The sequence below is a fragment of the Microcoleus vaginatus HSN003 genome, assembly GCF_022701255.1.
GTDB lineage: Bacteria > Cyanobacteriota > Cyanobacteriia > Cyanobacteriales > Microcoleaceae > Microcoleus > Microcoleus vaginatus_B.
Genome location: NZ_CP031705.1, coordinates 4,108,032 through 4,132,891, shown reverse-complemented (window position 1 = coordinate 4,132,891; position 24,860 = coordinate 4,108,032). Strand labels below are relative to the sequence as shown.

23 protein-coding genes are annotated in these 24,860 nt (G+C 46.1%); 12 read left to right on the top strand and 11 right to left on the bottom strand.

Annotated elements, in window-relative coordinates; all coding sequences use genetic code 11:
* Positions 1-202 precede the first annotated feature (202 nt).
* The 5 genes from D0A37_RS17960 to D0A37_RS17940 are packed head-to-tail and all read left to right on the top strand — an operon-like array spanning position 203 to position 3,658.
* On the top strand, positions 203-1,843 hold the full coding sequence (locus D0A37_RS17960) for a B12-binding domain-containing radical SAM protein (protein WP_242716358.1): 1,641 nt from the start codon (positions 203-205) through the stop codon (positions 1,841-1,843).
* A 20-nt stretch (positions 1,844-1,863) separates the two neighbouring features.
* Positions 1,864-2,277 (top strand): helix-turn-helix domain-containing protein, encoded by a 414-nt coding sequence (locus tag D0A37_RS17955; protein ID WP_242716357.1) that lies wholly within the window; start codon positions 1,864-1,866, stop codon positions 2,275-2,277.
* Between the two features lie 11 nt (positions 2,278-2,288).
* On the top strand, positions 2,289-3,011 hold the full coding sequence (locus tag D0A37_RS17950) for a helix-turn-helix domain-containing transcriptional regulator (protein WP_242716356.1): 723 nt from the start codon (positions 2,289-2,291) through the stop codon (positions 3,009-3,011).
* 13 nt (positions 3,012-3,024) lie between these two features.
* On the top strand, positions 3,025-3,486 hold the full coding sequence (locus D0A37_RS17945; protein ID WP_242716355.1) for an SRPBCC family protein: 462 nt from the start codon (positions 3,025-3,027) through the stop codon (positions 3,484-3,486).
* Entirely contained in the window at positions 3,470-3,658 is a 189-nt protein-coding gene (locus D0A37_RS17940) for a CPXCG motif-containing cysteine-rich protein (RefSeq protein ID WP_006635525.1), read from the top strand. The genes D0A37_RS17945 and D0A37_RS17940 overlap by 17 nt, the downstream gene beginning before the upstream one ends.
* A 7-nt stretch (positions 3,659-3,665) precedes the next feature.
* Here D0A37_RS17940 and D0A37_RS17935 read toward each other — a convergent pair whose 3' ends face one another.
* From D0A37_RS17935 to D0A37_RS17925, 3 genes are all read right to left on the bottom strand, one after another.
* Positions 3,666-4,415, bottom strand: coding sequence for a gamma-glutamyl-gamma-aminobutyrate hydrolase family protein (locus D0A37_RS17935; protein WP_242716354.1), 750 nt, complete (start codon positions 4,413-4,415; stop codon positions 3,666-3,668).
* A 236-nt stretch (positions 4,416-4,651) separates the two neighbouring features.
* The gene (locus D0A37_RS17930) at positions 4,652-5,311 is read right to left on the bottom strand and encodes a DUF2834 domain-containing protein (protein WP_242716353.1); all 660 of its coding nucleotides are present in this window, start codon (positions 5,309-5,311) and stop codon (positions 4,652-4,654) included.
* Between the two features lie 131 nt (positions 5,312-5,442).
* Complete coding sequence (locus tag D0A37_RS17925; RefSeq protein WP_242716351.1) at positions 5,443-6,690, bottom strand: FAD-dependent oxidoreductase; 1,248 nt, start codon at positions 6,688-6,690, stop codon at positions 5,443-5,445.
* A gap of 229 nt (positions 6,691-6,919) precedes the next feature.
* Between D0A37_RS17925 and D0A37_RS17920 the strand changes: the two genes are divergently transcribed.
* Positions 6,920-8,320, top strand: coding sequence for a glycoside hydrolase family 10-like protein (locus D0A37_RS17920; protein ID WP_242716349.1), 1,401 nt, complete (start codon positions 6,920-6,922; stop codon positions 8,318-8,320).
* 115 nt (positions 8,321-8,435) lie between these two features.
* Here the strand turns inward: D0A37_RS17920 and D0A37_RS29105 are convergent, their stop codons facing one another.
* Positions 8,436-8,567 (bottom strand): hypothetical protein, encoded by a 132-nt coding sequence (locus D0A37_RS29105; protein ID WP_278187083.1) that lies wholly within the window; start codon positions 8,565-8,567, stop codon positions 8,436-8,438.
* 309 nt (positions 8,568-8,876) lie between these two features.
* Here D0A37_RS29105 and D0A37_RS17915 point away from each other — a divergent pair, with 309 nt between their 5' ends.
* Together D0A37_RS17915 and D0A37_RS17910 are read left to right on the top strand one after the other, a co-directional pair.
* Entirely contained in the window at positions 8,877-9,857 is a 981-nt protein-coding gene (locus D0A37_RS17915) for an aldo/keto reductase (RefSeq protein ID WP_242716347.1), read from the top strand.
* 139 nt (positions 9,858-9,996) lie between these two features.
* Positions 9,997-10,221 (top strand): hypothetical protein, encoded by a 225-nt coding sequence (locus D0A37_RS17910; RefSeq protein ID WP_242716345.1) that lies wholly within the window; start codon positions 9,997-9,999, stop codon positions 10,219-10,221.
* A gap of 69 nt (positions 10,222-10,290) precedes the next feature.
* Here the strand turns inward: D0A37_RS17910 and D0A37_RS17905 are convergent, their stop codons facing one another.
* The 4 genes from D0A37_RS17905 to D0A37_RS17890 form a co-directional block, all read right to left on the bottom strand.
* On the bottom strand, positions 10,291-11,505 hold the full coding sequence (locus D0A37_RS17905) for a M20 family metallopeptidase (protein ID WP_242716343.1): 1,215 nt from the start codon (positions 11,503-11,505) through the stop codon (positions 10,291-10,293).
* A 279-nt stretch (positions 11,506-11,784) separates the two neighbouring features.
* Positions 11,785-12,492 carry a dethiobiotin synthase gene (bioD, locus tag D0A37_RS17900; protein ID WP_242716341.1) on the bottom strand — a complete coding sequence of 236 codons (708 nt, stop codon included), beginning with the start codon at positions 12,490-12,492 and terminating at the stop codon, positions 11,785-11,787.
* A 60-nt stretch (positions 12,493-12,552) separates the two neighbouring features.
* A complete protein-coding gene (locus D0A37_RS17895; RefSeq protein WP_242716339.1) occupies positions 12,553-14,259 on the bottom strand; it encodes a serine/threonine-protein kinase in 1,707 nt (568 codons plus the stop codon).
* 375 nt (positions 14,260-14,634) lie between these two features.
* Positions 14,635-15,093, bottom strand: coding sequence for a GatB/YqeY domain-containing protein (locus tag D0A37_RS17890; RefSeq protein WP_242716337.1), 459 nt, complete (start codon positions 15,091-15,093; stop codon positions 14,635-14,637).
* Positions 15,094-16,001: 908 nt separating this feature from the next.
* Between D0A37_RS17890 and D0A37_RS17885 the strand changes: the two genes are divergently transcribed.
* From D0A37_RS17885 to D0A37_RS29100, 4 genes are all read left to right on the top strand, one after another.
* Complete coding sequence (locus D0A37_RS17885; RefSeq protein WP_242716335.1) at positions 16,002-16,994, top strand: ribose-phosphate pyrophosphokinase; 993 nt, start codon at positions 16,002-16,004, stop codon at positions 16,992-16,994.
* Positions 16,995-17,427: 433 nt separating this feature from the next.
* Complete coding sequence (locus D0A37_RS17880; protein WP_242716333.1) at positions 17,428-18,189, top strand: DUF3747 domain-containing protein; 762 nt, start codon at positions 17,428-17,430, stop codon at positions 18,187-18,189.
* Between the two features lie 70 nt (positions 18,190-18,259).
* Positions 18,260-18,601: an S-layer homology domain-containing protein gene (locus tag D0A37_RS17875; RefSeq protein ID WP_242716331.1), complete on the top strand. Its 342-nt coding sequence runs from the start codon at positions 18,260-18,262 to the stop codon at positions 18,599-18,601.
* A 68-nt stretch (positions 18,602-18,669) separates the two neighbouring features.
* Positions 18,670-18,798 (top strand): hypothetical protein, encoded by a 129-nt coding sequence (locus D0A37_RS29100; RefSeq protein ID WP_278187082.1) that lies wholly within the window; start codon positions 18,670-18,672, stop codon positions 18,796-18,798.
* Positions 18,799-18,867: 69 nt separating this feature from the next.
* On the opposite strand, the gene D0A37_RS17870 is transcribed toward D0A37_RS29100, so the two are convergent.
* From D0A37_RS17870 to D0A37_RS17860, 3 genes are all read right to left on the bottom strand, one after another.
* On the bottom strand, positions 18,868-19,203 hold the full coding sequence (locus D0A37_RS17870; RefSeq protein WP_242716329.1) for a XisI protein: 336 nt from the start codon (positions 19,201-19,203) through the stop codon (positions 18,868-18,870).
* 209 nt (positions 19,204-19,412) lie between these two features.
* Positions 19,413-20,303 carry a hypothetical protein gene (locus tag D0A37_RS17865; protein ID WP_242716327.1) on the bottom strand — a complete coding sequence of 297 codons (891 nt, stop codon included), beginning with the start codon at positions 20,301-20,303 and terminating at the stop codon, positions 19,413-19,415.
* Positions 20,281-24,585: an AAA domain-containing protein gene (locus D0A37_RS17860; protein WP_242716325.1), complete on the bottom strand. Its 4,305-nt coding sequence runs from the start codon at positions 24,583-24,585 to the stop codon at positions 20,281-20,283. Before D0A37_RS17860 ends, D0A37_RS17865 begins: the two co-directional genes overlap by 23 nt.
* Positions 24,586-24,860 lie beyond the last annotated feature (275 nt).

Here is a 24,860-nt window from a genome sequence, read left to right as displayed (position 1 = left end):
TCAAGAAGCAAGAAGGAAGTTAGCCAAGGGATTGGCATTATTGGGATGTCAGGGATGTAACAGCTAACTAACGGTAGGGTGCGTCAGGGGGGAGATTCTTAGTTTGTGGTCGCCACATTCAACCCTGACGCACCCTACAATGACTTTGGAAATGGCTTAAAATGAGATAAGAACAGACCTATTGTTAAAACTAAATTTGCCCGTGACTCCTAATCCATTTGCTCAAGAACGCTTACTATTTGCTCCAGCAACCCCCGATGCTGATGCTATCCCGACTATTTTTGCTTTTCCCAACGAGTACACGGTGGGTATTACCAGTCTCGGCTATCAGATAGTGTGGGCAACTTTGGCTGTGCGATCGGATATTGAAGTCAGCCGTTTATTTACTGATATCCGCGAACAACTTCCCCGACATCCAGAATTACTGGGTTTTTCGCTTTCTTGGGAACTAGACTATGTAAATATTCTCAATTTATTGGAATCTCTAGAAATTCCGATTTGGGCGTCAAAACGAACGGATAATCATCCGATAGTATTCGGCGGTGGCCCGGTTTTTACGGCTAATCCCGAACCTTTTGCGGATTTTTTTGATGTAATTTTGCTGGGAGATGGCGAACATCTCATTGACAATTTTATTGATGCTTATAAAGAAGTCCGTACCGCCGACAGACAAACTAAATTGCGGCATTTAGCCCAAGTTCCGGGAGTTTACGTCCCCAGTTTGTACGAAGTAACTTATCTGGATGCGGCTGAGGGTATTAAATCGATCCAGCCTGTCGATTCAGGAATTCCTAGTATGGTTGAAAAACAGACTTATCGCGGCAATACTTTATCTGCTTCCACTGTGGTGACAGAAAAAGCGGCTTGGGAAAATATTTACATGGTGGAAGTGGTTCGGAGTTGTCCAGAAATGTGCCGTTTTTGTTTGGCAAGTTATCTGACTTTGCCATTTAGAACTGCGAGTTTGGAGGCTTCGCTAATTCCGGCGATCGATCGCGGTTTAGCTGTGACTAATCGTTTGGGTTTGTTGGGTGCTTCGGTCACTCAGCACCCGGAATTTGAAGCGTTGCTGGATCATTTGAATCACCCGAAATACGACGGCGTGCGGCTGAGTCTTTCTTCGGTACGGACGAATACGGTGACAGTTAAATTGGCAGAAATCTTGACAAACAGAGACAGCAAATCTGTGACAATTGCGGTGGAAAGCGGCAGCGATCGCCTCCGCAAAATCGTTAACAAAAAACTCACAAATGACGAAATAATTCAAGCTGCTATCAATGCTAAGGCGGGCGGGTTAAAGGGAATTAAACTTTACGGGATGGCGGGAATTCCCGGCGAAGAAATGGAGGATTTAGAGGAGACGGTGGAGATGATGCGGGCGATTAGAAAAGCCGCTCCCGGTTTGCGGTTGACTTTGGGATGCAGCACTTTTGTCCCGAAATCTCACACTCCTTTTCAGTGGTTTGGAGTGAATAAAGATGCGGAGAAGAGGCTGAAGTTTTTAGATAAAGAATTGCGTAAGTTAGGTTTAGAATTTAGACCTGAAAGCTATAACTGGTCTGTGATTCAGGGTTTGTTGTCAAAGGGCGATCGGCGGTTGTCTCGGCTGTTGGAATTAGTGCGGCATTACGGCGATACTTTGGGCAGTTATCGGCGGGCATTTAAGGAGTTGCGCGGACAGTTGCCGGAGATGGATTTTTATGTTTTTCAAGAGTGGGAATTGGAGCAGGTTTTGCCTTGGAGTCATTTAAAAGGGCCGCTACCGGAGGCGACTTTGAAGAAGCATTTGGCTGAGGCGATGACTCATACAAAAGGATGTGAAGATTCACTAATTCCGGTTTAGTAAAAAGGAGAACTGGAAAAATGACGACGAGTTTAAAAACTCCTAGTAGCTACTATATTGAAATAATCACAAGTTTTCCTCCGCGTCCAATTACTTGTGAAGCTGAGTTAATCGCTACACAAAATCGGATTGATTCTATTGTGAGTCAGAGCAATCTCACGCAGGACGATCGGGATTACTTAAACGTGTTGGGTACTCTTGTTTATGATTACGAACAAAAACATGAGCCAATGCCAGTCTTGAAAGGTATCGCACTACTGAAAGCATTGATGGTTGAAGACAATATTCAAGAAAAAGATTTGGTTGATATTTTTGAATCCGAGTCTTGGGTATCTGAGATGATGGATGGAAAGCGGGAACTGACGGCGAGTCAAATTCAAAAGTTAGCTAAGTTTTTCCATCTTTCGCCAGTGTCTTTTCTGGAGTATAACTAGGAGTTAAGACAATGCTTAAAAGTTTACCTTACCATCCCTTTCTAATACAGTCTATCAAAAACCCAACAGACTCTGCTATGTATCTAGAGGCTTTTTTTGAAGAAGAAAACCCCGAAGCGGAACTGCTAAAAATGGTACTCAGCAATGTAGCAGAAGCTCTTAGCAAAAAGCAGATAGCCCCAGAACAGGCTAGAATTAATCAGGAAAAACTCGATGAGTTGCTGTCACAAGCCGGTAGCGATGCGATTTACAATCTGGGAACTTGGCTGAAGGCTTTGGGGTTCAAACTTACTGTGACTGTTTGCGAGCCCGAAAACAGCATAAAAAGGACTGAAAGCCGCTCTGAATTAACTGTTTACCAAAACCCAAAAATGCCTAAAAGCCTACCTTATCGTCCATTTTTGATTGAATCTCTAAGAAAAAAGCCGGAACTAGCAGCAACTTATATTGAAACTCATTTTGAATTAGATGAAGGCGAAGAACCTGACGAAGCATTGCTGAAACGAGCTCTCAGCGATGTAGCTGAAGCTCTAGGTCAACCAAAAATGACTCCTGAAGAATATGAATTGCACTTAAAAAAACTGGATGAATTGCTGTCGCAGCAAGGAAGTGATGCGATTTATAATCTGGGAACTTGGCTGAATGCTTTGGGATTGAAACTAACAGTTGCTATTTTTACTGACACAGAGGATAATACTGCAAATGCTGAAATTCCCGCACAATTAAGTGTTTAACAAAATTCAAAAAATGCCTAATTTTAAATATTCGTCGCTGATTAATGCCACCGTTGAAGCAGTCTGGAACTTTCACGAAAGGCCGGATATTCTGCAACTTTTGACTCCGCCTTGGCAACCGGTGAAAATCATTCGCCGCGAAGGGGGACTCGATGTGGGTGCTGTATCGGAATTTCGCCTGTTATTGGGGCCGATTCCTGTAAAATGGGTGGCGACTCACACTGAGTGCGAACAATATCGCTTGTTTGTTGATGAACAAACTGAGGGGCCCATGGCACGTTGGATTCACCGACACGAGTTTACCTCAGAAAATGGCAAGACTAGATTGACGGATGCGATCGCATTTTCGATACCGGGCGGCCCGATTGTCGATTTGTTGTTAGGTTGGTGGGTGGAAATGCGGTTAACAGATATGTTTCGCTACCGCCACGAAGTCACAAAAAGAGAGTGCGAGAAAGATGCAAACAACGGCTGAATATTACTGTGCTTTCTGCGGCGAACCGAGTACAACTTTTGTTGATATCAGCGGTGGTATGGAGCAATCTTATATCGAAGATTGTCAGGTTTGCTGTCGCCCCAATGTTCTGTATGTCAGAATAGATGAAGATACCCTGGATATTGAAATAGATACGGACTATCAAGAATAAGTGACTATCAAAATGTAGGAATTGCATTTGATGCAGACTTGGTAGAATTCATAAATCTTGAAGCTGCTGCTTCTACAAAAGCCTTAAAAATTCGAGAGTTGAACGAACAGTTGGGCGACATTTCCGGATGCCATTGAATTGCTATCATCCAAGGGTGATAGCAGTGTTCCATTGCTTCAACCAAAGTATCAGGTGCATCGGCTACAATCCGCCAATCGGATGTTACCTTCCGCACTGCTTGATGATGCCAGGAAACAACTGTTGTTGAAGTTTTTCCCATAATTTTTGCTAGCCGACTGGTTGGCTCAATTTCAATGGTATGCTCGATCGCACGCGGGGGAATTCCCGATCCGTGATTAACCTCGTCTCCGTAAGCATCCGGTACATGAATCACCAAACTGCCACCGCTGGCTACGTTCAGGATTTGCATTCCCCGACAAATCCCCAACACAGGTATGTCAGCCTTCAAAGCTAGCTTTGCTAAGCTTAATTCAAAATTGTCGCGTTCTGCATTAACCGAGTAAACTGTGCGATCGACATAACCGCCATAAAGTTCTGGGTTGATATCTCCGCCCCCAGAAAAAATCAAACCATCTACTGCATCCAAAATACTAGCCGGATCTAATTGATTGGGGGGCAGTAAAATCGGAATGCCACCAGCCGCCTGAACTGCATCAATATAAGTTCCATTTAAGCGATATTCGCCTGCGGGACAGCGGTTGTATGTTGTGATGCCAACGATAGGAAATTTTTTCATTTGCTACAGGGCGGGAGATAATTAATTGTGGAAGGTGCGGGCGGGCTAGAAGCCCACCCCACAAGAATATTTACTCATTGTGGAACAGGCATCTTGCCTGTTTCTTTGGGCGGGCTAGAACCCCACCCCACAATAAAATAAAACTTACTTATTGTGAAACAGGCATCTTGCCTGTTTCTTGTCTGATTACTTGTGATTGATTTCTAGATTAAACTGAGCATTCCCTGCACTGCTGTCTAATTTGTAACAGTTTCAGTAGTAGTTTCCGGCAGCGGTTGGCGCGTGCACAGATAAGCCAGCGGCCCGAACAGCGGCACTAATGTTACAGCCCAAAATGCTTTAGAGTTCTGCATTCCTCGGCGCGCCATATCGTCTCCTAATAAGGCAGGAAATAGCAGACAAAGCATACAAAAATCTAAACTCATTACATGGATAAAGCGGCTAGTCTGCCACTGCCCAATAAAATCAGACCAATCGCCTTTTGTCAAGCCAAAGGCAACTAAAGCAGCAGCGCCTAATGTTAGAACAATGGCAGTAAAACGGGAGTCTAATATCTTTAAAAAGATATTTTTATGACCGGGAAATTCGGGATTCGCTTCGCGCAGGGCTAAATAAGGCAGCAAGGCAAAGGCGCCGACGCCAAAGGATAAAGTGGCAAACAACCATGCAGGTATTTTCTGCCCCCTGCCGTCAGCAAATAAGACGCAACTGTAGATGAGCGGCCAAACTCCCATGATGTAGAACAAGGCTACAATTAAAGGGTTGATGTCTGCTATTTTCCCTGTGGAAAGATCTGTAATTAGTGTGATAGTGTCTGGGCTATTGGGTGGTGCAAATACAAAGGCGTAGGTGCTAAATGCAATCCAAAGCAGCCCAAATCCAATTTTTCTGAACATAGTTAGTTTTCTTTACTTCTGAATATTACTATAACAATCTTAAAGGGTTTTTGAATAATACTTTTTAAAATTAACCGCCGCTGGGGCTATTGACACAGAGGAAGAGAAGGTTGTTAGCTCTGAATGTATTGTTATTGGGTATCACCTGTTTTTGGCAGATTACTAAATTTTTGCATAAATTGGCGATCGATCCAATCTTTCCAATACCACAACAACCGTGATTCCCACATGAAATTACCGCGAGATGCGATCGCCCTTTTATTCCCAGTACCAATTAACCCTAAATATTGTTCCTGCGGGGCAAAGGGTTTCAGCGGTTTTTCCAATAAAAAATGCTGCAAGTTTTCAAACAGTGGTTTGCCCTGACGCACGGCAAACACGCCTGCTTTGGGACGGGGATGATTAACCATCGCGGCGATATCTCCAGCCGCAAATACGTTGGGGTGAGAGACTGATTGCAGGCAATCGTTGACTTGGATAAAGCCGTTTGAGTCGGCTGCTAAACCGGATTCTCTGATCCAATTGGCGGCGGATGCTTGTGTTACCCAAAAAATGCGATCGCACTCTAATTCTAAACCTGATTTACAGAAAATTTGGTGATCGGTAGGGAATTGAGGATTGGTTTCTCTCTCAATCTTTTTTACAGCACAGACTTTTTCCTTTAAATGCAATTGAATGCCGCGACTGATGAGAATTTCTTGAAGGCGTTGGCGTACCCGCTGATTGTGTCCCTGCATCAATTCAGCACCGCTGTGAAACAAATGAATTTCTGATGATAAGTTTTCTAATTTTTCTTCCCTCTTCCTTCTTCCCTCTTCCTTCTTCCCTCTTCCTTCTTCCCTCTTCCTTCTTCCCTCTTCCTTCCCCAATCGAGATTGCATATTTAATGCTAATTCTACGCCGCCTGCACCGCCGCCTACAATCGCTATCCGCAGCGGTTTTTGGGGATGGTTTTGCCTTTCGGAAATTAACTGATTCCAGCTAGCTAAAAACTCCGGTACGGGTTTAGCTGCAATTGCATATTCTGCGGCACCCGGTACAGATAAAGTCGCAGGAGTGCTGCCGATATCCACAGAAAGCAAATCAAAATTAACCGGAGGGCGAGTTTGACAAATAACTAAATTTTTGTTAAAGTCGATCGCGATCGCCCGATCGACCACTATTTGACACCTGGCAAATTCCGCGAGAGATCGCAAATCAATGTGACATTCATCATAATTGTAAAACCCGGCAACGTGCGCCGGCAGCATCCCCGAATAAGGCGCGTGCAGGACATCGCTAATCAGAGTCAAACGCACTCCAGGCAGCGGTTTGATACCGAACATTTTTAATACGATAGCATGACTGTGACCGCCGCCAATTAACACTAAATGTTTCACAATTACAGATGTTCGCTCGAAATGTTCCAGCACCAATATTGTACAGCACTCGCACTCCTTGGGCCACAAAGTCCGGTAAGGAGAGCTTGCAGTGCGTAATGAATGATTTCCCAGCAGTTAGACAGAATGCTGTCACTTACCCTCTGTCTCAGAGATTATACTGGGCTCAGTTGCGATCGCATAACATCAATCCACCCAGTGCACTTAACCTATTCCACATTCAGTGCAAATGGCTGTAGACTGTAGAGCGAGCAAATTTTCTCACCAAATTATGCCGGGGTGTGTTTCAATAGCTAACTCACCATTCAAAACTATGACATTACGCATCATTCCGCGCAGTTGGCAGCGATCGATTAAAACTCTTTTCCCGCTTCTGTTTGCCCTGTCATTCATTGTAGTATTGCTGACGAACAACTCCATTCCGGCGATCGCGCAGCAACCCCGCCAGGAAATTCGCGGCGTTTGGATGACGACAAACGACAAAGACATCCTCAGAGATAGCCGAAAACTAGGAGATGCTGTCAGCCAATTAAAGCGGTTAAATTTCAACACTATTTATCCTGTAGTCTGGAATTCTGGCTATGCAATGTATCCCAGCTATGTAGCGCAGCAAAGAGACATTCAACCCTTTGTTTACAGAGGGTTAGACGGACAAGATATGATCGCCGATTTAATTGATAAAGCTCACCGCCAAGGCCTGCTAGTAATTCCTTGGTTTGAGTTTGGTTTCATGGCTCCTCCCACCTCAGAATTAGCCTTAAATCATCCCGAGTGGCTGACACAAAAACAGGACGGCAGCCAAACATCAAACGGCGCAGGTGGCGAAGTAGTTTGGCTCAATCCCTTTCATCCCGAAGTGCAACAATTTATTACCGAACTCGTACTAGAAATCACCACTCAATATAACGCCGACGGCATTCAATTTGACGACCACATGAGTTTGCCGTCGGAATTTGGATACGATGACTACACAGTTGCTTTGTATACCAAAGAAACAAAAAAAGCGCCGCCCAAAGATTTTCAAAATCCAGCATGGGTGCAGTGGCGCGCCAATAAAATTACCGCTTTTATGTCGCAGCTAAATCAAGCCGTCAAAGCAGTAAAACCCAATGCCATTTTCTCAATTTCTCCCAATTACTACGAGTTTGCTTACAAACATCACCTGCAAGATTGGCTGGCTTGGGTGCGTTTGGATATTGCCGACGAGCTAATAGTGCAAGTGTATCGTCCCAATCTAGAATCCTTTGTGGGCAAGATTAACCGTCCCGAAATGCAAGAAGCACAGCAAAAAATTCCCACCGGAGTTGGGATTATGACAGGTTTGAGAAATAACCCAGTACCGATTCAGCAAATTAAATCTCAGGTGCAAGCAGTCCAAGGATACGGCTTAGGCGTCGCTTTCTTCTACTACGAAAGCTTGTGGGAATATGCGCCAGAACCCACCGCCGATCGACTTTCTCAATTTAGTGCTTTCTTCCCGTCTTCTGCATTCCGAACAGCACTACAAATACCCAGACGCGCGGCTACTTTCCCTCCGTCGCCGGCACCAAAACCAGACCCGAAAGCTAAGCCAGAGCAACCTACCAAAAACAGCCCACCTTCGCCCTCGCCAACCACGTACAAGATTTAAAGAGTCATCAGTCATTGGTAATTTTGTAAGGTGTGCCATTAGTCCGACAGTCCGACAGGGGTTTAAACCCCTGTCTCATAGCTGAAGTCGTCTAAAGACGACTGTAGCAATTCTATCAAAGCTGTTTTTGTATAGAGTTAGCCCAGAATATATGTGTAACTCTAATTTTCAAAATTGAGATTACTACTTGAGTCGGTTTTAACTGAGATGTTGCACCATTCTCAATTACTTGTTTAGGAACAGGCAAGATGCCTGTTCCACAATAAAATTCATCTCTTGGGGAACAGGCATCTTGCCTGTTCTTGACAATGGTGCAAGATGTGAGTTTTAACGCAAGATGCCTGTTCCACAATAAAATTCATCTCTTGTGGAACAGGCATCTTGCCTGTTCTTGACAATGGTGCAAGATGTGAGTTTTAACCGACTTATGCTATTAGACAGGGACTTGAGTCCCTGGCGGCCCGTGGCAGAATGAAACAGCTCTGCTGGAGCCTAGGGGATACCGAGTTATGTTCCTATAAAATATCCGTATTACCAACAACTACCCTGAATAAAAATGCAAACAAAGCAAACAATGTTACTGCCAAAAATGGGCTGCGGCACTTGGGCTTGGGGCAACAGATTGCTCTGGGGATACAATGAAAGCATGGACGAGGAATTGCAAGCTGTTTTCAATCTTTCTGTTAGTAACGGTGTCACTTTATTCGATACCGGCGACTCTTACGGAACTGGCAAATTAAACGGACGCAGCGAGCAGCTTTTGGGGCAGTTTTCTCAACAATATCAAGGTGCAAATAAAGACAATATTTGTATTGCGACAAAACTGGCGGCTTATCCTTGGAGACTGACGCGACAATCAATGATATCTGCTTGCAAAGCCTCTGCTGCGCGCCTCGGAAAAAATGTAGATTTGGTGCAAATGCACTGGTCTACAGCTAATTACGCTCCTTGGCAAGAGGGGGCTCTTTTGGATGGTTTGGCTGACCTTTACGAGCAAGGATTGGTTAAGGGAGTGGGCTTGTCTAATTACGGGCCGAAACGGCTGAAATGGGTGCATCGGAAATTTAGCGATCGCCAAATTCCTATTGTTACTTTACAAGTGCAATATTCGCTACTTTCTACCTATCCGGTAACAGAACTCGGATTGAAAGATGTTTGCGATGAATTGGGGATAAAATTGATTGCTTACAGTCCTCTAGCCTTGGGGTTGCTGACTGGTAAATACTCGGAAAATGGCTCTCTTCCTAAAGGTATCCGAGGTTTGGCGTGCAAGCAGCTACTTCCGGGAATGCGATCGCTTTTGGAGTGTTTGCGAGAAATAGCGGCTTTCAGAAACAAGAGTGTTTCGCAGGTAGCAATCAACTGGTCTATCTGCAAAGAAACTATTCCTATTCCAGGGGCTAAATCTGTGGAACAGGCGAGGGATAATATTGGTGCTTTGGGCTGGGAGTTAGACTCCGGGGAGATTGCCGAATTGGATAAAGCGGCGGCGAGTGTAGATAAGAAAATGGTGCAGAATATTTTTCAAACTCGGTAATATCTGAGATGTTGTACCATTCTCCTGAACAGGCAAGATGCCTGTTCCACAAGATATGAATTTGCTTGTTCCACAAGAACTAAATTTTCTTGTGGGGTAGGCATCCTGCCTGCCCGTACCATTCTCATGAACAGGCAAGATGCCTGTTCCACAAGACAGGAATTTGCTTGTTCCACAAAAACTAAATTTTCTTGTGGGGTGGGCTTCTAGCCCGCCCGTACCATTTTCACGAACAGGCAAGATGCCTGTTCCACAAGACAGGAATTTGCTTGTTCCACAAAAACTAAATTTTCTTGTGGGGTGGGCTTCTAGCCCGCCCGTACATTTTCATGAACAGGCAAGATGCCTGTTCCACAAGACATGAATTTGCTTGTTCCACAAAAACTAAATTTTCTTGTGGGGTAGGCTTCTAGCCCGCCCCTGAAAGCCTGATTTACATCGCACAAAAATTTTCGACACACCGCACAAACATTTCTACACCCATCCCCAGCGCAGTTTCATCAAAATCAAAACGCGGGTGATGGTGCGGGTAAGCCAAGTTTTTCTCGGGATTTGCTGAACCCAAAAAGAAATAACAACCGGGGACTTCTTGCAAAAAGAATGACATATCCTCGCCGCCCATTGTTTGACATTCCGGCACGATTCCCGCCGGAGTTTCGACAACTGATTCGGCCACGCCGCGCACCAATTCAGCTATTCTTGAATCATTAATAACTGGCGGATAAAGCGCACAATAATCTAATTGGTAATTTGCCCCGTGACTCTGACAAATTCCGGCAATTAGTTGCTCGATTCGCTTGGCAAAATAACCTTGATATGCTGGGTTGAAATAGCGCACCGTGCCACCGATTTGAGCGGTGTCTGCAATCACGTTGTGGGTGTGGCCTGCGTGGAAGTTGCCGACAGTTACTACCGCTGAGTCGATCGGGTCAATGTTCCGCGCGACAATTGCCTGCAAAGCGCTGACAATTTGGGCTGTAACTACGATCGCATCCACAGTCTGATGTGGCATTGCGCCGTGCCCACCTTTGCCAAAAATCGTGCAGTCAAAAACTTCGACAGCCGCCATCAGCGCGCCGCTGCGGACGCCTACAGTGCCCAAAGGTAGATTGTTCCACAAATGCAAGCCGACGATCGCATCAACATCAGGATTCTTCAAAACTCCCGCTTCAATCATCGGTTTTGCGCCCCCTGGCCCTTCTTCGGCGGGCTGAAAGATAAATTTTACCTTACCCGAAAAGCTGTGTTTGTGCTTTGCGAGATAACAAACAGTACCAAGGGCGATCGCAGTGTGGCCGTCGTGGCCGCAAGCGTGCATAATTCCATCATGCTGCGATCGATAATCCACCTCATTTTCTTCTTGAATGGGCAAAGCATCCATATCCGCGCGAATTGCCAAAACCCGCCCCGGTTTGCCGCTGTCTATAGTTGCGACAATACCAGTTTTAGCAATATTAGTTTCATGATCTATTCCCCATTCCTGCAACTTTTGCGAGACAAACTGCGCCGTCAAATTTTCATCAAAACTCAACTCCGGCTTTTGGTGCAAAAGGCGACGCCATTCGACTAGCTGAGGCTGCAAATTTCTAATCTCCAGCCGCAATTGAGATAAATCGACAGAGGTTAAATTCGGTAAAGTAGAAACCATGTTTTATTCTCCTTTTTTTTAATTCGGTTTTAGCTCGAATCAGTTAATAAATTCTCATTAGTAATTATAGCAATCATCCCAGAATTAGACGGGTGGGACGCCCATCCCACAGTTCGGAATCATCCCACAATTTGGAATCATCCCAGAATTAGACGGGCGGGACGCCCATCCCACAAGAGGAAAGCTAAAATTTAACGTGCAACTTGAATGTGTTGATTTGTTAATAAATGGCCATTCCGTATTCCCAATTACCGCTTCCCCAGATGACAACTCCGAGGGTTATTTAGAAGTCTGAGCAACTAGATTAACCCCCGGCAATAAGCGTTCCAAATCTAAATCTGAAGCAACTTTAGCTAATTTAGCCAGGTCAGTCGGGTCATCTAAATGCGGCAAAATACCCAACACAGGTATTTGAGTCAGCGACTGGATTAAATCTATGGGCGCCCAATCGGCAATTTCTTGTTCGGAATAAGCTTTAACACAATTAAGCACAATTCCTCTGAGCTTAAAACCAGTGTGTCTGGCGAGAGCAACATTCGCCACGGCTTGCCCGATCGCCCCCAACCTCACAGGTACTACCAAAACCCCCCTCAGCCGCCAATCCCTGGCAATATCCGCCACCGTCAGTTCCCACGTTACAGGCGATCCCAGTCCTCCCAAAGCTTCCACCAACACAAAATCCTTGCGCTCAGAGAGGCTTTGCCAAGCCGTCCAGACCTTTTCGAGTTCGATACGTCTCCCCTCCCGTTCCGCAGCAATCGGCGGTGCTAGAGGCGCATCAAAGTGCACCGGATTGAGTTCTTCGGGGGATTGGTCGAGGGAAAACAAACGGGTGTAGAGTTCGCGATCGCCCATTCCCGTTTGCAAGAGTTTCATAATTCCCAAACTGCGATCGGGAAAATACATTTGCCAATAAGCAGCCAGAGCGCTGGTCAAAACAGTTTTGCCCGCGTCGGTATCAGTTCCAGCAATTAGCAGCGAGTTCATTGGCAAATAGCTAACAAGTAATTGGCATCAACATCAGTCTAGGGGAATTTTGCCAGAAGTTTAGAGTTCCGGCGACGGCGCGGGAGTTGGTTCCGGTTCCGGTGACGGTAAGGGAGTTGGTTCCGGTTCCGGCGACGGCGCGGGAGTTGGTTCCGGTTCCGGTGACGGTGCGGGAGTTGGTTCCGGTTCCGGTGACGGTGCGGGAGTTGGTTCCGGTTCCGGCGATGGTGCTGGTGTTGGTGCGGGAGTTGGTGCTGGTGTTGGCGACGGCGCGGGTGTTGGTTTGGGTGCGGGCGTCGGTTTGGGCGCGGGAGTAGGCGCGGGTGTCGGTTTTGGGGTCGGAGTTGGCGCTGGGCTTGGTTCTGGGCTGGGTTCCGACAAAGGTTCTGGGCTGGGTTCCGGCAAAGGTTCTGGGGTTGGTTCTGGCAAAGGTTCTGGGCTGAGTTCTGGCAAAGCTTCTGGGGTTGGTTCTGGCAAAGGTTCTAGGGTTGGTTCTGGCAAAGGTTCTGGGGTTGGGGTTGCCAAAGGTTGCTGGGTTGGGGTTGGCAAAGGTAGCGGGTTTGGTATCGGAGTTAGTGTCGGCGTCGGATTTGTAAGTGCTGGCGGCGTCGGAGTGGGTTTTGGCCGCGAATTGTTGAGAAATGAGCCGACTAAAGCCCAGGAACCGAAGCCAGTCAAGATGACTAAGCCCGCCAGCAGAGCGATCGCAGCGATGGGATTGTCCCAAAAAGTGTCGCCAGCAGGCTCACTTAACGGGTCTGGCTGGTTTGGCGGGGGGGAACTCGGGGCGACTGGCCGGTTTGGCGGGGGGGAACTCCGGGCGGCTGGCTCTGGCGGCCTGCCCACGGCCACCGTTGCGATTAGCGAAGGGTTTGTCGGCACCACTGCTGGCGGCGCGGGCGGTACAGTTGGCTGGCTAGGCTTAGGATTAGTTTGGGCGTCGAGTGCTTGGGCGACTTCGCTGACAGATTGATATCGATCGCCCGGAGACCGATTCAACATCCGATTCAGCACCAAAGCCAAACCCGTACTCACCTGCACTCGCTGCTGCCAATTCCACTGCAGCGTTGTTTGATCGAGCAATTCCTGGGGTTCTTTGCCTGTCAGCAGGACGATCGCCGTTACGGCTAAAGCGTAGAGGTCGCTGCTGGCAGTTGCTCGCCCGCTGTGCAACTGTTCCATCGGCGCGTAGCCGATTTTACCGACAGTTGTCGCGTGGGCTGTTCCTTCGGGAGACTGGACTTTGGTGGCGAGTTCCTTCACCACTCCAAAGTCAATCAGCACCGGCATTTGGTCGTTTTCGCGCCGAATTATATTTTCTGGGGAGATGTCGCGGTGGATGATGCCGCGGGCGTGGATGTGAGCGAGTATCGGCAGCATTTGCCGGATAAATACCAAGACTTCGGCTTCGGTGAAGGTGCGACCATTTGAAGTTCGATCGAGCAGCAGTTCGCGGTAAGTCATCCCTTCCACGTAATCCTGCACTAAAAACAAACGCTGGTTCTCTTCAAATATTGCCCGAAACTGGGGAATTTGTGGGTGCCCAATTTGGTAAAGTATTGCCGCCTCTCTTTGAAACAATTCCTTCGATTTTTCCAAAACGTAAGGCCCGCTTTGCACCGGAATCAATTCCTTCAGCGCGCAGCGTTCTTGAAACCGCCCCAAATCTTCTACTAAATAAGTCCGGCCAAATCCCCCTTGACCTAAAATATTCACCAAGCGGTAGCGGTTTTGTAGGAGAGTTCCAATAGCAATAGGTGGCTGCATAAGTTTAAGTAGAAACTGTTAAAAAATAGACGATCGATCACAGAGTTAGTAATGCTATGTCTTTAATGCTCTTGAGCATACTTCACTATCTGTAGTCCCCAGTCCCGATCAAAGTTAGTATTTTACATTTTTTTGACATTCTTAGACGCAATGATGGTCAGAAACCGGGTTTTTTCACGAAAATACAGAGGTTGCAACCCGCAGATCCGATCAAAAACCCGGTTTCGGCGTCAATATCTCAAGGGAGAAATGCACGATTTTTCGTAGAAACCGGGTTTTTTGGCCTTAGGCCTAATAAATTGTTGCCCCTCGGTCTAGGCCATACATCTCTATAAAGCTGGAGATTATTTATGGGAGATGTCTACTGACTACTGACTACTGACTAAGCTTTGCTTTCACCATGTCTTGAATTCTGTTACCGTCTGCTTTGCCCTTAAGCTGCTGCATTGCCTTGCCCATCACCTTGCCCATATCTTTTGCAGAAGTAGCGCCAACCGAAGCAATCACTTCGTCAACGACTTGACTCACCTCTTCGTCTGACATCTGCGGCGGCAAATACTCTTCAACAATTGCCAACTCCGCCTCCTCTTGTGCCACTAAATCTTCGCGGCCGCCTTTGCGGTATTGTTCGATCGAATCCCGGCGCTGTTTGGCTATTTGCATCAAAATTTCCATTTCTTGAGCTTCTGTCAGCGTGTCTTGGCCGGCAGGACGGAGGCTGACTTCTTTTTCGAGAATAAATTTCTTGATGCCACGAACTGTTTCCAAGCGAACTTTGTCCTTAGACTTCATGGCTGCTTTGATTTCTTCGTCAATGCGTTCTCTTAAGCTCATCGATTTCTACCTTGCTTTGCCCGATATCAAAAATCTGAAGTATGCTTCCGATTCTTGACTTTTTTACAGTATTTTTCAAGTTTATTGCCTGTTGGTGGCATTTTTATCGCATTGAACCCGGATGCCTTCAGCTTTCGACTGAATTTGGGGTGGCTGCACTTCCAGCCTCAGCCCCAAATTGACTCAGGCCAGAATTTTTAGATGCAGGGGCACAGGTGCGATCGTACTTCTGCCAGTACACAGATCGCGAGAACCCCAATTTCGCATCCTGGGGTGTCACACAGCATAATTACGGAGACAACTCTATTTTTAACAGAACTTATGCACTCAAGCGCGTTAAATCAAGGGTTTGAGATTCCTTCACTACGTTCTCTTCTGACACAAAATCGTAGTACCTGCGTCCAGGACTATTTAAGTGAGATGTTGCACCTTGCGGTGTCACACAGCATAATTACGCAGAAAACTCTATCTTTAAAGTAATAAAGTATGCCTTTAAAAAGTTCTTTATCCGTTAATATACGGTATTTCAGTATAATTTTTAGAGTTTTATTGCTGGATAAGAATAAGTAAAAACCGATTGTGACCCTTGAAGATGCCGAATGTGGGCTTTAAAGTAATAAATTATGCCTTTAAAAAGTAATTTATCCGTTAATATACGGTATTGTAGTATAATTTTTAGAGTTTGATTGCTGGATAAGAATAAGTAAAAACCGATTGTGACCGTTGAGGGTGCCGAAAGTGGGGTAGAAACTGGGTTTCTCGGACATATTTTTGCCAGTCCTATTCAATTCGCCTAACTTAACACTTGTGGCCGCCCCGAAAGTTAAATCTCTCAAAAATTTGGCTGAATATTTCTAGTTTCAGATGGTAAGATAGCGATGGAATAAACGTCCTGCAAGAGGCCTGCTGTGATCCGTTCTGCTACTTTACCGCTTCCGCTTCCCGAGCCGCCGGTTTCCGCTCATGACCGTCTGCGGCTGTTCTCCGGTTCTGCTAATATTCCCCTCGCCCAAGAGGTGGCTCGCTATCTGGGGATCGATTTGGGGCCGATGGTTCGCAAGCGGTTTGCTGATGGGGAACTCTACGTTCAAATTCAAGAATCGATTCGGGGCTGCGATGTTTACTTGATTCAGCCAACTTGCTGTCCGGTAAACGATCGCCTCATGGAATTGTTAATTATGATCGATGCTTGTCGCCGCGCTTCGGCTAGACAAATTACTGCTGTCATTCCCTATTACGGATATGCTAGGGCTGACCGCAAAACGGCCGGAAGAGAGTCGATTACCGCAAAATTAGTGGCTAATTTGATTACGGAAGCTGGGGCCGGTCGCATTTTGGCGATGGATTTGCACTCAGCTCAGATTCAAGGTTATTTTGACATTCCCTTCGATCACGTTTACGGTTCGCCAGTGCTTTTGGATTATCTGGCGAGCAAGCAATTGACGGATATTGTTGTGGTTTCGCCGGATGTTGGCGGAGTCGCTAGGGCGAGAGCTTTTGCCAAAAAGCTGGGCGATGCTCCCCTGGCAATTATTGACAAGCGCCGCCAAGCTCACAATGTCGCCGAAGTGATGAACCTCATCGGTGATGTCAGGGGCAAAACAGCCGTGTTGGTGGACGACATGATCGATACTGCCGGCACGATTTCTGAGGGCGCCCGATTGTTGCGCCGCGAGGGTGCGAGGCAGGTTTATGCTTGTGCTACTCATGCGGTGTTTTCGCCTCCGGCGATCGAGCGTTTGTCTAGCGGGGTTTTGGAAGAGGTAATTGTTACGAATACAATTCCTGTGCCGGAAGAGAACCGTTTTAAGCAGTTGACGGTGCTTTCGGTAGCCAATTTGCTCGGAGAAACTATTTGGCGGATTCACGAAGATAGTTCTGTTAGCAGTATGTTCCGCTAGACAGCAAAGACACTTTTTGAATGTTTGTTTTAGGGTGCGTTAACAAGAGTGTAACGCACCGTTTTTTTTGTGAATAGTGCGATCGTTTCCCGCAAGTAATAAGCCCAGGCGCATCTAAATTTTACTGTCAACTCCCCTTAAATTCTTGTGGAGTGGGCGTCGCGCCCGCCCGGAAAATACAATTTAGAGGTCGAACAGCTTATCAAGTTCCTCGCTAAAATAACGGTTATAACTTTGTAGGGAGGACTCAACTCCTCATAAAATTGGCTCGGGCTTGAGTTCTCACTACGAAGCAATGTGACGATCGGCGATCGATCGCACTTGGTACCACCGGAACAAGAGATGGTAAAATTCTATCTTGTTGTTGGAACAGGGCGAATTTTTTATATTCTAGATAAGTCTCATCACAATAAGGGGCCCATAGGGAAAAATCATGAAACATTCACTTGTACGAACAGTGGCCGCACTGGCAGGTTCAGCAATTTTAACACTTGGCGCGATCGGTTCGGCTAAAGCATTTACTTTTGACGAAAGCGAAATTAACCAAGACCGAGTAATTGTCATCGCCCAACCCCGCCCTTCCGGCGGCTACCAATTGCTAATTCTAGAACAAGTCTCTGACACGCGAAAATGCTGGAGCGAAAGTGGCTCTAATCCCGTGAAAGTCGATCCATTATTAGTTACTTTTGATTTCACGGGTATTTGTGGCCGCGCAACAGACAGCAACGGCTTTTCAATTCGCATGGCAGGCACCGATTTAGCACTAAAATACACCCTGACTTTGGAAAGTGTTGATGGAAATGTTCTACTAATTGGAACTCCGGTAGATTACCAAGGTAAATCGGTGATTATAGGTCGCACAAACGGCGATGTTAACGACTTCATGAAAATCAGTCTCGATCCTACTTGGCGCTTGAGTAAAAGAGCTTACCAAGGCCGCACATTAGGCCACTTTTATTTCACTACCAATCAATCCGCACCGGGAGAAATTGGCAATACCGGAGGCAATACCGGAGGCAATACCGAAGCAATACCGCAGCCAATACCAATACCAATACCGCAGCCAATACCGCAGGCAATACCGCAGCCAATACCGCAGACAGTACCGCAGCCAGTACCGCAGCCAATACCGCAGCCAATACCGCAGCCAGTACCCCAGGAAATACCAGTGGAAATACCGGTGGAAATACCATAGGCAATACTGACGCTTCTACAATTCGGAGATAGCTACCAATGAGATCTACGCTTCGGAAATTAAAGAAGCTGTGGGCCTTGGGTTTGTAGCCCCGTTTTCTCAAAATAATGCTTTGTGGCCACAACTTGCTGTTACCAGAGAGGAATTGGTATCTTTAGTTTGGAAATCTTTAAAAGGAATACCAGGTGCTAATATCACCTTTCCTAGCCATGTTTCTATCCGTCCATTTAGCGACGTTGATATTTCGCGCTGGAGTGCCGGAAAACTTCTATTGGCGCGGAGCAACAAGATAGTTAGCTACTATCAAGATGGAACTTTTCAACCTACCCAGCCCGTCACTCGCGCTGAATTGATGGCGGTGCTACCAAGAGCAGCGGAATTCAATTTGTCGGCGGGAAAGCAGCCAATTTAGTTGCTAAATAACCGTCTAAAACTTTTTCAGAAACTCAGAATTATTGGGCTGCGTCTATTATTACTCAAATGTCTGCTTATTGTTCTGTTGCTGCCGCTATTAACGAAATGGGCGATGGGTTTGCTCCGAATGATTCTGCAAAGCGGAATTACGCGGCTGCTACTTTGCGGATGCTGAAATGCGTTAAGGCTCAGTAGGGCGAATTAGATACCCGACTTCTTCAAGAAGTTGGGAATCTGAGTATTTTGTTTTTTTAGCTGGACATTTTACGCTACGCCGTAATCAGTATACTGCCGTTTGTATGGGGGTTGCAATCCCAAAATAATATCCTCTCTCGGTACTCCCATTGCAACTAATTCCTCCGCAGGATTTTCCTCGGTCAAATTTTGCTGAAGCCAGATTTTTCCATCTTTGATGTCAATGTGAATGAAGGTTTGATAAATCCGAGTTAAGTGTTCCCAGCCGACATTCATCCACTGATAATGATCTCGCTCTGTGTCCAAAATTAGTTGCACTTCGACTTCATCATCGGAAACATCATCTTCGGCATAACGGCTCATTAATGTCTGAACGTATTGACGATATTGAGCTAACTTGTCCATTGTATCATTACCTCATTTGTTGGTTAATAGTTATATGTTGTACTGTTGTTAAGAACGGGCAAGATGCCCGTTCCACAAAACTTGATTTTATTGTGGAACGGGCATCTTGCCCGTTCCTAAACAAGTAATTGAGAATGGTGCAAGCTATCAGTTAATCAGGAAGAAAGTCCTTACTACAAACCAGTTTGTAATCAGGACTTTAGCCCTCATCATATCGTTTCCTTGAGTTTCTTCTTAGATGGCTTTTTAGGAGTTTTCTGGACGGGTATTGTCTCTAATTCTTGCTGTGCGATGTCGGGGGTTAATTTGCACAAGTCATTTAAGGAAAGTTTTTGCTGGGATTCAAGTTCGTTGAGTCGGTTTGATGCTGTTTCTAATATTTGTTTTCCCTGTCGGACTTGAATAGTAGTTTTATTTTCGATCGCATCTAGCAACACAAAAATCGAGACTGTTTGCCAAATATCTAAATCGTCGCCCACGACATCGCAAGCAGAGACAATTTTGCCGTTTTGTGGGGCGTGAATTCCTAAGCCAGAATCTTGAATTAACGGCTGGATTTCTGCTAGACTTAAATTCGCCAGGTCGCTAATTTTATGTTCGAGGGATACTAAATCTGCTAAATCGGGTAAGTTGACCGATTCTGCGGCTAAAGCATCGAATTTAAAGGTAAGAGTTTGATTTAAAGGATCGGAAATGGCGTAAATTGATTGAATTTGCGATCGACTAACTGCACCTTTCTCGAAAAAATCTCTGCCTTGCGGGGCGATCGCAATTTGGCCATTTTCCGCCACCTCCAAGCTTTCCAAACTAACCAGAGTCGCCGCCGTAGTCTTCACAAAAATCTCGTCCAACCCCAGCAAATCCGCCAATTCCTTCAAAGTTGGCGCAGGTTCAAACTCAACGCCCGCCCGCAAAATGAACTCTTCCAACACGTTAAACTCGCGCGGTTCGCTAACCGCCACCTCCAGCGGAGTTTGCCGGATTGCAAAGCGGAATTGACGCGCCGCCAACACTGACAAACCCGGATTTTGTTGCTCAATCTGTTCGGCTAGCGAACTTAAATTCGAGTCTATTGGTTTAGTTGAGGACGCTAGAAACATCTACAAAACCTCCGCAGTGACGCACCGTTTTTGAAACTTCCTGATACATTTTTCCCACTGTACCTGTTTGTTGAGTAAATAAATCGTGGCAGCCGACAACTACCAGCAATTCTTGAGCCCGGGAAAATGCCACATTCACCCGTTCCGGCTCCTTCGCAAATCCAATATCGCCCCTAACATTATTGCACACAGTGCTGACAATAATTACAGGTCTTTCCATGCCTTGAAATATGTCAACCGTACCAGTGCGGATGCTCAAAGCAGGAAATCTTTCGCCTTCGATTCTGTCTTTAATTGCATTTAATTGAGCAGCATAAAAAGTGATAATTCCGATTTCTTTCGGTGGTTCACCGTCGGCAACTTTGGGCTGCCAAGCTGTCTGCATTTGTTCGCACAAACGCTCGATCGCATCAATCTCCTTGACATTCAACCGCGAAGTACCCTGTTTTTCCTCTTCAAATCCTTGTCCGATGGGCGTTTTCACCCACAGAATGTGATTATTTTCTTGGATGATTCTACCTGCGAGGTTGTGGGCGCGTTTGGTGTCAGCTTCCTGAATGCCACAGTTGAGTTTTTGCTGGTAAAACTGATTGATTGCGCCCATGATTTGTGGGTGCATTCGATACTGAGTTGTCAGCATTTTTTTGATGCTGTCGCTGGCATTTTCAAACAAAACTTTGAACAGCGATTCTTTGATGAAGCTAAGTTCGTCTCCGGTACAGCCGATGTCTTCGGCGATATCGTCGATCGTACTTTGATTAAACATCGGCGGCAATTGCCTGTGATCGCCCACTAATACTAACTTTCTGCCCTTCAAAGCGGGAATTAATAACTCTGGCGGAGTGCATTTGCTAACTTCGTCAATGATGACTGCATCAAAGCTGGGAAAGTTTTTAGTAAAATCGAAGCTAGCAGCCTGCACGCAAGTAATGCCGATCACGTTGGCATTGTCAATATAAATTTGCTTTAAATCGTTGCGGTCTTTTTCTGATGGATTGCGGAGTTTTTGAATCCAATCGGTCACAAAGTTTTGAGAGCGATTTAGTGCTATTTCTTCTTGTTCTAATTTCCGTTGCCAAGTTTTGAATAAACGCTTAATTTTGTTTAAAAAAGCTACGGTGAACAATCCTGTAGTCGGAACTTCTGGCTGATATTGAGTCGGGATAGTTTGCCATGCTGACTCCCACCACTTTCTTTCAACAAGTAATGCTGCTGTTGGTTGCTGCTGTTGCAGTTGAGCGGTAATTTCGCTCAATTCTGTTTGAAGTTCGGCGAGTTGCTGCTGCGAAGTTGCAGCCGCAATTTGCAGCGGCGATAAATCCTCGTCAAGAGTGTTTTTGATTGTCTCCAAAACCCCAAAAGGATCTAAGTCAGCAATGGATTTTTCAAGCTGAATCGTGCTTGCTTTCCAAGCCTCAACTTGCTTGACAAACTGCTGCGGTTGCTCCCAGATATTCGATTTTTGCGCGAGATATTGTTCGGCTAAAATCCGCAACTTCTCAGGGACGTTTGGCTGTTGGACAATTGCTTGCAACAAATTAGTAACTTCGCTAATTTTTAAGTTGGCCTCTTGCTGCGCTGTTTCTACCTGAAGTTTAGCGGCGGATATTTGCTGCTGGTTCAAGGTTTGACCTATTTTATCTAATAATTGTTGCTGTTTGATAAGCTGCTGTTCGGTTTCGGTTTTCAGGGGAACGACGCACTGACGGGCATTTGCGAGGATACTGTGCAGCAATTCTTTGACTAGGCGATCGAAGGTAGCCTGGACATGATTTGGGTGCAATGATTCACTATAAAACTGTTGAATGCTACCTAAGAAAGTGCGAGCTTTTTCGATGATAAATTTGCGCTGACTTTGGCTGACTTGGGAATAGCTGGCGAAGTCTTTGGCTAGTTGTTGCCACTGTGCACGATCGCCCGCAGAGAGCACGATCGGCGTTTGACTCAAATTTAGGTGCAGAAACTCGCTAAACCGGAACTGTTGCCCTTGTAAGTCCTTAAAACCTGCGCTTTCTTCGTGGGATATCGCCTTTTGCAGCCGATCCAAATCGGGCAAATTGATTTTGCATTTGGGAGGCACGATCGGCAATTTGAGCGATCGGGCAATTTTCAGCAATCCTGCGGGCAATTCTACCATATCATCCGTGAGCATTGCGCCCGTTTCCCAGCAAGTTTTCACGACTTCATAGAGCCCCGTATCCGCCGTCTCAATCCACTGTGCAACGGCGACGACAACGGCTGCAATTTCCGCTTTTCGCAGTTCCAAATTCTTGATTTTCTGTTCGAGATTGTGGCGGTGTGTCTGATTTTGCCGATCGCCCAATTCGAGTTGATTCACAGCCTCCGACATCTGCCGCGACACCCGCAACGACTCCGCAACCGCCGACATAGCGTGACAAACATCATCAGCGCGATCGAATGCTGTCTTAAATTCCGATATTTGCGCTGCTACAGTTTCCTGAAGCCAAACCGCAATCCCAAAGGCACCACAAGCAGGGCGCTCAAAGCCTATTTGAATAGCATTGCTAGCGGCAACCCGAACATTTGCCATAAAGTTTTCTACTAAAACATTCCCTTCTGAATAAGGTTTGAGTCGGGGCATAAACTCGGCAACTTCTGGAGATTCCCAGTTGATCTTCGGCGCATCCAGCAAATTTACTAGCCCACTAACTAGAGATTCAATCTCGCTTTTTTTGGTTAAAGCCTCTTCATAAGCTGCTGCTTGCTGACTGCATTTTTCCTCAATATTTGCTTTACTGTCGTGCAGGTGTTTGAGCTCATTAAAAAAATCTCTCTCGGCGGCACAGTAGGCGGTAAATCGCTCGGATTCTGCCACCAACTGCCGCAAAGATTTGACATTAGTCAGGCGCTGCGAGAGCTTTTCTTCGCAGTCAGTCGCCGTATTTTGCAGCCAAGTGCCGATCGCATTTTCCTCTAAAAACGGCTGCCCTTCTTCCTGCACCTTATGAGCTTTTCCCTTTCGCAAAGCCCGAATCGCCGGATTGTGAACTAACCGACTCAAAGCATTGTCTACAGCCAAATTTGCTTGCGAAGCAATGAGCGTTTTGCCACCCTGACGGGCAATTTGATAGCAAATCTCCGCAATCACAGTCGTTTTGCCCGTTCCCGGCGGCCCTTGAATCAAAATTAAATCCCGCGCCGAAAGCACCGTTTCTACGGCGGCAAGTTGGTCGTCATTAGCATTGCGATTTAATAAGTTTTCCCTATCCAATTTAATAAGTTTTTCGGGCATTCTCGCCTGGGAAGAGTCGAATAAAAACTCACTCAAATAGGGATTTTGAGCGCGGCCGTCTGTCAGCATTTTTAAAGCTTTTTTCTTGCGTTCGATCTGACTGATATCGCCCGCCGCCTCAAAATATAAAAATCCTTGTTTGGGAAGTTGATATCTGCCGCCCGCCATGCGATCGCCTAAATCAACATCTAACTTAATGCGTAATTTACCATGTTCAAAGTCAATTTCAGCGATGCTACCTAATGTCTCTCCATCGCGGCTGCTTCTGCTTCCGGGCGGCGAATCAAACAGGATAATTTCTTCATTTCTGGCTTTTTTCAGCCTTTCGCGAAAGTCGCCCAATTCTAAGAAATTTTCCTCGTAGCCGTCAAGAGTGGCGGAATTACGCTCGATTTCAAAAGTGACGATTTTGAAGCCGGAACCGTAATTGTGTCCTCGGAAAGGTACACAAAATTGACGCGCTTCCGCGATGCGTTTTTCAACATTTAAAAAAGTGTGCCAAACTTTTAGCTGTTCGGTAGTCGGTATGTGTCTGTCGTCCCAAAATGGCATTTGTTGGACGCGGGCGATCGACTTTACAGGAATTGGCGATCGACTGTTAGCCAAAAGTCGCAACTGCACCGGCAAAGCATACCCATCTTTCCTTCCTCTGGGAACCGCCACCAAACCAGCATCCAGCAGTTTTAAACCGCCGATTCCGTCTTCACAGCGTACAGTTGCTAACAACCGCAAAGTGCGATCGGCTTTTTGCAACAATTGAGGTAATTCAAAATCATCTCCATCCGTAGCAAGCAGCAATTCCCAGATTTCTTCTTCCGAAAATCTCTCATTTACCTTTTGGCGGCGCACGTAGAAAAGATTGTGGGATTTCCCAGCAATATCCGACATCAGAATTTCCGCACGTTCTTTGCATTCCCAAGCGCAATATTTCCCTAAAGCTGCTTCCCCTTCTACATCCCGAATAAACTTATTAATTGTGCGATCGCCACTAAATTTATATCCCCAATCTTCTGTTACTAAAGATGGCATACTTTGATTTTATATTTTAGATTTTAGATTTTAGATTGGATTTAAGGGTGTTGCTGATTCACGGTATGAATCAACTTTTCGCTTGATCTCACAAAACTCACCCTCCGAGGGCTTATAGCAATTCCGAAATCGGAATTCCTACCTGTATTCAGCAACGCCGGATTTAAGATTAGCACATCGGAACTTGTGGCGACAGAACCGCGACCTCCCAAAAAAAATTAAGGTGTGCAATGCACACCCTACGACGATCGCAAATTACCGTACAGGCGACGGGC

Bases quoted from the DNA above. Each gene is read 5' to 3' on its own strand.
- D0A37_RS17955 (WP_242716357.1), top strand. From the start codon at position 1,864: ATGACGACGAGTTTAAAAACTCCTAGTAGCTACTATATTGAAATAATC.
- D0A37_RS17950 (WP_242716356.1), top strand. From the start codon at position 2,289: ATGCTTAAAAGTTTACCTTACCATCCCTTTCTAATACAGTCTATCAAA.
- D0A37_RS17945 (WP_242716355.1), top strand. From the start codon at position 3,025: ATGCCTAATTTTAAATATTCGTCGCTGATTAATGCCACCGTTGAAGCA.
- D0A37_RS17940 (WP_006635525.1), top strand. From the start codon at position 3,470: ATGCAAACAACGGCTGAATATTACTGTGCTTTCTGCGGCGAACCGAGT.
- D0A37_RS17935 (WP_242716354.1), bottom strand. From the start codon at position 4,415: ATGAAAAAATTTCCTATCGTTGGCATCACAACATACAACCGCTGTCCC.
- D0A37_RS17930 (WP_242716353.1), bottom strand. From the start codon at position 5,311: ATGTTCAGAAAAATTGGATTTGGGCTGCTTTGGATTGCATTTAGCACC.
- D0A37_RS17920 (WP_242716349.1), top strand. From the start codon at position 6,920: ATGGCTGTAGACTGTAGAGCGAGCAAATTTTCTCACCAAATTATGCCG.
- D0A37_RS17915 (WP_242716347.1), top strand. From the start codon at position 8,877: ATGCAAACAAAGCAAACAATGTTACTGCCAAAAATGGGCTGCGGCACT.
- D0A37_RS17910 (WP_242716345.1), top strand. From the start codon at position 9,997: ATGCCTGTTCCACAAGACAGGAATTTGCTTGTTCCACAAAAACTAAAT.
- D0A37_RS17905 (WP_242716343.1), bottom strand. From the start codon at position 11,505: ATGGTTTCTACTTTACCGAATTTAACCTCTGTCGATTTATCTCAATTG.
- bioD (WP_242716341.1), bottom strand. From the start codon at position 12,492: ATGAACTCGCTGCTAATTGCTGGAACTGATACCGACGCGGGCAAAACT.
- D0A37_RS17895 (WP_242716339.1), bottom strand. From the start codon at position 14,259: ATGCAGCCACCTATTGCTATTGGAACTCTCCTACAAAACCGCTACCGC.
- D0A37_RS17890 (WP_242716337.1), bottom strand. From the start codon at position 15,093: ATGAGCTTAAGAGAACGCATTGACGAAGAAATCAAAGCAGCCATGAAG.
- D0A37_RS17880 (WP_242716333.1), top strand. From the start codon at position 17,428: ATGAAACATTCACTTGTACGAACAGTGGCCGCACTGGCAGGTTCAGCA.
- D0A37_RS29100 (WP_278187082.1), top strand. From the start codon at position 18,670: ATGTCTGCTTATTGTTCTGTTGCTGCCGCTATTAACGAAATGGGCGAT.
- D0A37_RS17870 (WP_242716329.1), bottom strand. From the start codon at position 19,203: ATGGACAAGTTAGCTCAATATCGTCAATACGTTCAGACATTAATGAGC.
- D0A37_RS17865 (WP_242716327.1), bottom strand. From the start codon at position 20,303: ATGTTTCTAGCGTCCTCAACTAAACCAATAGACTCGAATTTAAGTTCG.
- D0A37_RS17860 (WP_242716325.1), bottom strand. From the start codon at position 24,585: ATGCCATCTTTAGTAACAGAAGATTGGGGATATAAATTTAGTGGCGAT.